Source organism: Xenorhabdus sp. NBAII XenSa04 (assembly GCF_963866145.1).
In the GTDB taxonomy this organism is placed as follows: Bacteria; Pseudomonadota; Gammaproteobacteria; order Enterobacterales; family Enterobacteriaceae; genus Xenorhabdus; species Xenorhabdus indica.
On record NZ_CAWMEB010000118.1, the window covers coordinates 1 to 6,982 of the forward strand.

Genomic DNA, 6,982 nt, shown 5'->3' on the forward strand with positions numbered 1-6,982 from the left:
TTTGTGTAGAAGAGACAGGGCTCATGCCGCTTTTTGTTTAAAATTTACAGAATCACATAATGATACTATGATGATGTCAATTTACTTAGGGAAGCGCTTATGCTTACTGCTACATGTATAGGGTGCGGATGCACTGATTCATGCTTGCGTTGAAAACGGCCAACCGTGCCATTGGCTTCGTGTAAATAGAGTGGAAGGTGTCGGGGTCTGCTCTTCGTGCCCGGATGCTCTCGATCAATTTGCATCAACCTGTCAGGAACAAGCAACTGGACAGGATGACTACCGAAACAGTCTAGAATGGAAGGATTTTTCGTCACGCATTGCTAATGCGCTATGCGGGGGTCGGAACAAAGAAAGAATGAACTTTCACATGTGAAAGTTTAGGGGTGAGACTGGATGGAACAAGCGATTCAAAGTTACTTGGCTGACGACCGGCAATACCAGGATAGGATTGCCGCAGCTCTCAGTCAGGTTGAAACAAAAGGAGCTGAGTACGAAGCACTCTGCCAGCAGCGCGCTCAGTTGGGGCTCTGGCAAAAAATCAGATCGTTCTGGCAGTTTCGCAGGGACATCGCCATTATACGATCTGCCCTGAAAGGCCATAACAGCGATTTACGGTATTTGCGCCGGGGGAGAGACCAGCTCAAAGAGGAATTGGTTTCTCGGGTCGTGAAGGAAGCGATTGATGGTAGCCATATTCTGGATCGAATTACCCAGGCCTAGGACAGACTTGACGCTGCATCCAGGCTGCACGAGAGCAACAAGCGGCTGGTGGATATGGGGCAAAAAGCCCTACGCGAAATCAGAGAGGCCTCTTCCAGAGTATCGTCAGCACAAACGATGGAGGTCCTTGACCTCGTGACTGACATGTCCAATTCGGCTGGCGAGTACGCCCGTGTTAGCGAAGAGTTCTTTGGCCTGAAACAGCAGGTTTGTCACCAGGGGCATGAGTTGCTGGTGGAAAGTGGTGTAGACGTGTCAGTCAAGCGGTTTGAATCCGCTGTAGAGCGTTACAGAGTTGGAAACTAAATATTTACAGCATCATAAAATGATATTATCATTTGGGGTGATGAATAATCCGCAACTTATTTAAAGGATAAGCGATGAGCGATATTACACAGCAAATGGACAAACTTGAAATCCCAAACAAGTTGTCCTTTCCAGTCATCAACGTTAGCACTTTTGAGCTGGGCCGCGCAGAGAGCGTTTTCTCTGAAATTGCCGAGAAAGTCGGCAAGCATTTTACCGTAATGCCATTCAAGAAACTCCCTGATCCCGGCACGATGAAGGCGATGGCGGATGAGGCCAAAAAATCCTCGAAAAACGGTGTTGTCGTATTCGACACTTTCTTTTTCGACCGTCAACGTGCAACCCCGGAAACATTCCCAGCCCTCAAATCATCCTTGACCTATCTGGAGAATGAGGGGATCAACTACATCATCGTTGGCAAAGACGTCTTCAATGAAGAATTTGTCTATCACATCGACCTCCCTGCCATGAGCAATCAGGAAATCCTGAAACTGCTCCAGACATGTGAAGATAACGTGAAAGAAGGCGGTGTCTTCGAGAACAACGAACGTTCTGTCATCGCAAACCATGCACTTGGCTTGTCACACACCCAGATGAAGAACGTCTTCACCTACTCCTCCTACCTGAAATACAAGGGCGAAGAATATCTGGGTGAGATCCGGAAAGAAAAAGCTCACATCTTGCGTGATGTCAGCCTCGATGTACTTGAGGCCATTGATATTGGCAACGTGGGCGGGTTGGAAAACCTCAAGGAGTTCCTCCAAATTCGTAAAGCCGCTCGTCGGAGGAATGAGGCGCAAGCCAGCGGATTACATCGAAGCCCGCAGCATCGGCTGCAACCTACCGTCGATGTCAACATGATTTTTGTCTTGCAAACGGGATGCGTTCATATAGCGGCCATGTCTGAGCCGGGGGCTATTTTTTCAAAGCCTCTTGATAGCAAAGGCCCATTTGTTAAGCAGGAAGGATGATTGTGAGAAGTGTTTTTGTATGGTTGAAGATCGGGGCAATACTGGCTTTCCTGTTCATCAGTATTTCTGGTGCTGCTAACAGGGTTTATTGGGTAAACAGCGAAGGGTTGAGCCAAGGGTCGATGTCATCCACTTGGGTTAAAGAAAAGTTTGGCCTAGACCTCGGTGAAATGTGCCGTTATGACAAACCTCAGTATGTCGAGTTCAAAGTCCTTCCTGATAAGACAGTCCAGTTCCGCTGCTCTTGGTTTGAAGGTGGTGGGTTAACCTGGTGGCCTTTCTACACCGAGCATGACGTTAAGAGCACCGAAGCGACCGCAGTATTCAATGACATCTTCCGGGGTACGGAAGGAGATGATGAGTAACCAGTTAGAGCTCTTTCATGTCCAAGAAGCGTATGCCAAGGCGGACAAACCGCTATCCAATGAGGAGCTCTACGATTCAGTGGCTGAGCTCGCAGAGATTCCTAAAAGCGCTCTGGATGAACAAAGTGAAATTGGCAAGGCAAAGGTCAAGCGGAGCAAGCTGAAAAGACAGATCCGCTGGTATCAACAAACCCTAAAGTCGATGAACCTTCTCCAGAAGGTAGACGGCGAGCGGGGTGTCTGGGAGCTATCCAACAAAACCAAGAAGGGCCTCCATGAGGCTCTTGGTGGAGTTCGACTTGTCGCCTATTCAACAAATCTTGGGCTGGCAGTGTGGTCAAACAACAAGAGCTTTTTCTCTGACCTCGATGAGCCGGTCCATCTGTGTGTAACATCGCCACCGTTTCCGCTCCGGATACAGCGTGGCTATGGAAACGTTGATGAAGCCAAATGGGTGGATTTCATTACTCAGGCGCTCGAACCCATAGTCAAGAATCTGGTGCCAGGTGGGAGCGTCGTTCTGAATGTCAGCAATGACATCTTCGAGGCCAAGAGCCCCTCCAGATCTCTGTTGAGAGGATGGTGCTGGCGCTGCATGACCGGCTCGGGCTGTCTCTCATGGATAGATGGCCTTGGATCAACCTGTCCAAGCCACCAAGTCCAACCCATTGGGCCTGTGTAAACCGTTACCAGTTGTGCGCCGGTTGGGAGCCTGTTTACTGGTTCACCAACGCCCCTGACAGAGTGCGTTCAGACAACAGAAGGGTTTTGATCCCTCATACAGAGAAACATCAGAAGCTGATGGACCAGGGCGGTGATAGCAGGGTGGTCAGTTATGGTGACGGGGCCTATCGACTGAGAGGGAACGCATTCTCTAATTTCACGGAAGGACGGATACCGAAGAACGTTATCCAGCGTGGCCACCGTTGTTCGGATACGTTGGAGCTTCGGAGAATCGCTAAAGAGCTGGGATTGCCACCACACCCAGCAATGTTTCCAACAGACATACCTGAGATGGCTATTCGCTTCCTGTCAGAAGAAGGCGACTTGGTTGTCGATCCGTTCAGTGGGTCAAACAAGAGCGGGTTGGCTGCAGAAAGGAACAATCGGCGCTGGATTGCTTGTGACATCATCCTAGAGTACATACGCACCCAAGCGGAAATGTTCACCGGCTTTGATGGATTTTGGATGAACCCAGCCATATCAACAGTGGGCGGGGGAGCTTTGAATTAAGAGAACAATACCTATGAGTTTAAGTTTTATCGCAAGAGTTTTGCGCCATTTGGCGATTATGTTTGTCCTCTCCGTGCTTATTGTGGCTCGATATATCTACCATGCCGGTAAACAGCATCAGCAGGCAGCAATCAACTTCTGGGGGGAGCAATACCAGCCTGATGCCATCTCGACACAAATTGATTGGGGCTTTATCGGTAACTGGGTTATTCCACGCGGGGGGACCAATTATTTCTCCGGGATTTGCGGGAGTGTGATCCAACACGCCACTTCCCGTTGTGCCTCTTAAAATTGGTCCTGATGGCCGGGGCTACTTTCTATGTGGGATTGGGAGTGAGGCAGTTACCAGCAGCTTTGATGTCAATTACATCGAGGATGAAGAGTTACGAAACACACTGAAAACGATGTTTGAAGAAGAATATGAAAAGACTGCTAAGGGGGATAAATGGACACTCAAGAACTGAACTGCATGATAGCTGAGGCCTACAGCCGGGATCTGCAAAAGCCTGAGCTGGTATCGTTCAAAGAGGTGAGTCGCTGGGGGCTTAAGTACGGTTTCCCCATCGTATGCACCCTGGCCGATGAAAGTGAAGAGAAACAGATTCACTGGGCAGCCAGTCTGCTGATTCAAGTAGCCGGTACATGGCCGAGAGATGATATGCCGGAGATGCTGACACCGGAACAGGGTTCCGAGCTATTCAACGATACAAAGCAGTTGTTGATTAATGGGCTTGGGGCTGCGAAGCAATTGCGCTGACAGCACAAACCTTGTGAGTACGCGGCCTTTATGGCCGTTTTTTTGTTTCAAGTTTGTTTTAACAGAACTATAATTAGATATTGCAGTATCATTTTTTGATCACTAAAATCTTTCACATGTGAAAGTTTGGGGGTGGTCTGGATCACCTGCGAGAAACCAAAATAGAGGTGGGTATGGCAAAAGTAATCAGCTTCGCCAACCAGAAAGGCGGAGTGGGTAAGAGTACCCTCTGTATCCAGCAGGCCTTTTATCTGGCGTTACAGAAGAAAAAGAAAGTGCTGGTCTTGGATATGGATGGTCAGGGGAATACGTCCTCTCGACTGGCCCCCAGGCGAGAGCTGGAGGATGGCGACTACGAACCCATCCTCACCGGAACCAAAACCGCAGAGCTGTTCGCTTACGAGCTGGACGGCATTGAGGTCATGCACTGCCCTTGCGGGGCAGACCTCATTCATACGCCGAAGAACGACCCGGACCTGTTTGAAATGGAGGCCGTGCCTCTTGACCAGGCTATGAACCCGGCTCGCCATTTGGCTGAACTGTTTGAGAACTACGATTACGTGCTGATTGATTGTCCGCCTAGCCTCGGCAGAAAGCTGGTGGCCGCCTTGGTGATGTCTACCCATGTGGCATGTCCAGTAAAGCTCTCTGGCTTTGCTGTGGACGGCGTAGAGGGTCTCCTGAACACGATTATTGGTGTGCGTGAGGCATACAACCAAGACCTGGAGATTCTGGGCATCGTGATCAACGACATGGACCGCTCTGTCAACCATGACAAGGCCCTCAAGTCGCTGGAGAACACAGTTCCGGATCTGCTGTTTGAGAACAAAATTATGCACCGGCCTCCGCTCGATACTGCGACCACCGATGGCATCCCTGTGTGGGAGTTGCGCTATGGACATGTCGCGACCAAAGAGGTTGAGGCGGTGTTGGAAGAACTTTTAGAGAAGGTGGGCTAAGCGATGGCACTAAATAATTTAAAAGGCCTGTCCGAACTTGCTAAAGTCGCCAAAGGCAAGAAAGGCAAAGAAGTTCTTACTGTACCTGTTGAAGACGTTGTATCTAAAGTCCAGGTCCGTAAACGCTTCCGTAATATTGAAGATCTGGCGGCAACCCTGCTGACCGAAGGGCAGCAGTCTCCGATCATTGTGTTCCCGAAGAACGAAGAAGGCAAGTTTGTCATCCAGAAGGGGGAACGTCGTTGGAGAGCGTGTAAACATGCTGGTATTGAGACCATCGACCTGGTAGTCAACGATAAGGTCCAGAACAATCTGGACGAAACTGCTGGTGAGTTGATCGAAAACATCCAACGGGATGACTTAACGCCGGTAGAGATTGCCGAAGCGTTAAATCTGTTTATCGAAGAAGGCTGGAAGCAAAAAGATATTGCTGATCGTCTCGGGAAGAACACCACTTTTGTATCTACGCATCTGTCGTTGCTAAAGCTACCTGACTGTGTGCGCGAGTTGTACGATAATGAAGTATGTTCTGATACAGAAACCCTGAATAATCTTCGTCTTTTGTTCGATCTGAACGAAGAAAGATGTCGCGCTGTCTGCGCTGTGGCTATGTCTGACGGGATTACCCGTAAACAAAGCCGTGAGCTTCTGAATGATGCCAAACGCATCAAAGAAGAAATGGAAAAAGGTCCACTTACTGGCTCCGGCCAGAATGATGAGCCTGGTGCTGGAAGTACCGATGACCAAACTCTGAACTCAGGCGGGAATGGTACGTCGGAACAACTCGGGAATGACGCTCAGGAGCCTGAGCAGAAGGAACTGGAAGAGTCTTCTGATACTGATGGTCAGAATGACCAGGACCCTTTGCGTGACGAAGAGGAAGAGGACAAAGAGCCTGTCCAGCAGCCAATTAACAGAGGCAAGAGCAAAGATGAAGAAGGGGGTGATGCCCTTCCTCCACTGCCGAAGGACAAGGAATGGAAGAACGTCCGGGCCGACAGTTTGATTTTCGCTGTCAACGTTAACCTGGATGGTGAGACCAAACGCGGAGTCATCATGACAGACCGCGTGGCTCTGGTTCCGTCTACTGTCTGGGTCAAAACGCTCGATAGCGAAGGCAAGGAAAAGCATGTTCATGTGCCTGTGTCAGACATTGCACTCCTGAGTGTCGAAGGCTAACAAAGGAGGCCCAGCCAGAAAGGTTGGGCCTGTCAAGAACAGGTGAATATGAAGATCTCACAGGACATGAAAAGAAAATTTGCTTTAGTGAATGCCCTGTCTAAAACGGGGAAGCCAAGTCTCCAGGACCTTCACAAGGCAACAAAAATTCCTGAATCAACGATCAAGAGACAGTTGTCCGCTCTGCGTGATGAGTTCGGAATGAACATCTTGTTCGTCAGGGAGTCAACCGGCGAACGGGGTGCCACCGGCTACTACATGCTGACGGACTGGGGGATCTTAGACAGGTCTTCGTTCTTGAACCGGTACGGAAAGCTGTAAGGTGTCATAGGGCAGCGCGTTGAACAGAAAACCCGCCAATCTGGCGGGTTTTTTTGTATATAGAAAACCCCCAGCTAGGCTGTAATACCGCTCGCTTAAGCAAACTAAGATAAGTCATAATTGGCCTCAGATGATTGCCTGAGGCCGATTTTATGTCTGAATTTTCTC

11 protein-coding genes are annotated in these 6,982 nt (G+C 49.5%); all 11 read left to right on the forward strand.

Going from position 1 to position 6,982, the window contains the following annotated elements; all coding sequences use genetic code 11:
* Nucleotides 1-396 precede the first annotated feature (396 nt).
* Entirely contained in the window at nt 397-723 is a 327-nt protein-coding gene (locus AAC147_RS20065) for a hypothetical protein (protein WP_369793178.1), read from the forward strand.
* A gap of 135 nt (nt 724-858) precedes the next feature.
* Nucleotides 859-1,029, forward strand: coding sequence for a hypothetical protein (locus tag AAC147_RS20070; RefSeq protein ID WP_445286330.1), 171 nt, complete (start codon nt 859-861; stop codon nt 1,027-1,029).
* A 74-nt stretch (nt 1,030-1,103) separates the two neighbouring features.
* Nucleotides 1,104-2,000 carry a hypothetical protein gene (locus AAC147_RS05825; protein ID WP_369793180.1) on the forward strand — a complete coding sequence of 299 codons (897 nt, stop codon included), beginning with the start codon at nt 1,104-1,106 and terminating at the stop codon, nt 1,998-2,000.
* A gap of 2 nt (nt 2,001-2,002) precedes the next feature.
* Complete coding sequence (locus tag AAC147_RS05830; RefSeq protein WP_047685960.1) at nt 2,003-2,365, forward strand: hypothetical protein; 363 nt, start codon at nt 2,003-2,005, stop codon at nt 2,363-2,365.
* Entirely contained in the window at nt 2,355-3,047 is a 693-nt protein-coding gene (locus tag AAC147_RS20075) for a site-specific DNA-methyltransferase (protein ID WP_262946793.1), read from the forward strand. The genes AAC147_RS05830 and AAC147_RS20075 overlap by 11 nt, the downstream gene beginning before the upstream one ends.
* Complete coding sequence (locus tag AAC147_RS20080) at nt 2,984-3,598, forward strand: DNA methyltransferase (RefSeq protein ID WP_231571634.1); 615 nt, start codon at nt 2,984-2,986, stop codon at nt 3,596-3,598. The genes AAC147_RS20075 and AAC147_RS20080 overlap by 64 nt, the downstream gene beginning before the upstream one ends.
* A 13-nt stretch (nt 3,599-3,611) precedes the next feature.
* Entirely contained in the window at nt 3,612-3,887 is a 276-nt protein-coding gene (locus tag AAC147_RS05840; RefSeq protein WP_231571636.1) for a hypothetical protein, read from the forward strand.
* Nucleotides 3,888-4,067: 180 nt separating this feature from the next.
* Nucleotides 4,068-4,355 carry a hypothetical protein gene (locus tag AAC147_RS05845; protein ID WP_369793181.1) on the forward strand — a complete coding sequence of 96 codons (288 nt, stop codon included), beginning with the start codon at nt 4,068-4,070 and terminating at the stop codon, nt 4,353-4,355.
* Nucleotides 4,356-4,528: 173 nt separating this feature from the next.
* A complete protein-coding gene (locus tag AAC147_RS05850; RefSeq protein WP_047685952.1) occupies nt 4,529-5,314 on the forward strand; it encodes a ParA family protein in 786 nt (261 codons plus the stop codon).
* Nucleotides 5,315-5,317: 3 nt separating this feature from the next.
* Nucleotides 5,318-6,493: a ParB/RepB/Spo0J family partition protein gene (locus tag AAC147_RS05855; RefSeq protein WP_047685954.1), complete on the forward strand. Its 1,176-nt coding sequence runs from the start codon at nt 5,318-5,320 to the stop codon at nt 6,491-6,493.
* A 48-nt stretch (nt 6,494-6,541) separates the two neighbouring features.
* Entirely contained in the window at nt 6,542-6,814 is a 273-nt protein-coding gene (locus AAC147_RS05860; protein ID WP_047685956.1) for a helix-turn-helix domain-containing protein, read from the forward strand.
* Nucleotides 6,815-6,982: the final 168 nt, after the last annotated feature.

Bases quoted from the DNA above. Each gene is read 5' to 3' on its own strand.
- AAC147_RS20065 (WP_369793178.1), top strand. From the start codon at position 397: ATGGAACAAGCGATTCAAAGTTACTTGGCTGACGACCGGCAATACCAG.
- AAC147_RS05840 (WP_231571636.1), top strand. From the start codon at position 3,612: ATGAGTTTAAGTTTTATCGCAAGAGTTTTGCGCCATTTGGCGATTATG.
- AAC147_RS05855 (WP_047685954.1), top strand. From the start codon at position 5,318: ATGGCACTAAATAATTTAAAAGGCCTGTCCGAACTTGCTAAAGTCGCC.
- AAC147_RS05845 (WP_369793181.1), top strand. From the start codon at position 4,068: ATGATAGCTGAGGCCTACAGCCGGGATCTGCAAAAGCCTGAGCTGGTA.
- AAC147_RS05850 (WP_047685952.1), top strand. From the start codon at position 4,529: ATGGCAAAAGTAATCAGCTTCGCCAACCAGAAAGGCGGAGTGGGTAAG.
- AAC147_RS20080 (WP_231571634.1), top strand. From the start codon at position 2,984: ATGGATAGATGGCCTTGGATCAACCTGTCCAAGCCACCAAGTCCAACC.
- AAC147_RS05860 (WP_047685956.1), top strand. From the start codon at position 6,542: ATGAAGATCTCACAGGACATGAAAAGAAAATTTGCTTTAGTGAATGCC.
- AAC147_RS20075 (WP_262946793.1), top strand. From the start codon at position 2,355: ATGATGAGTAACCAGTTAGAGCTCTTTCATGTCCAAGAAGCGTATGCC.
- AAC147_RS05825 (WP_369793180.1), top strand. From the start codon at position 1,104: ATGAGCGATATTACACAGCAAATGGACAAACTTGAAATCCCAAACAAG.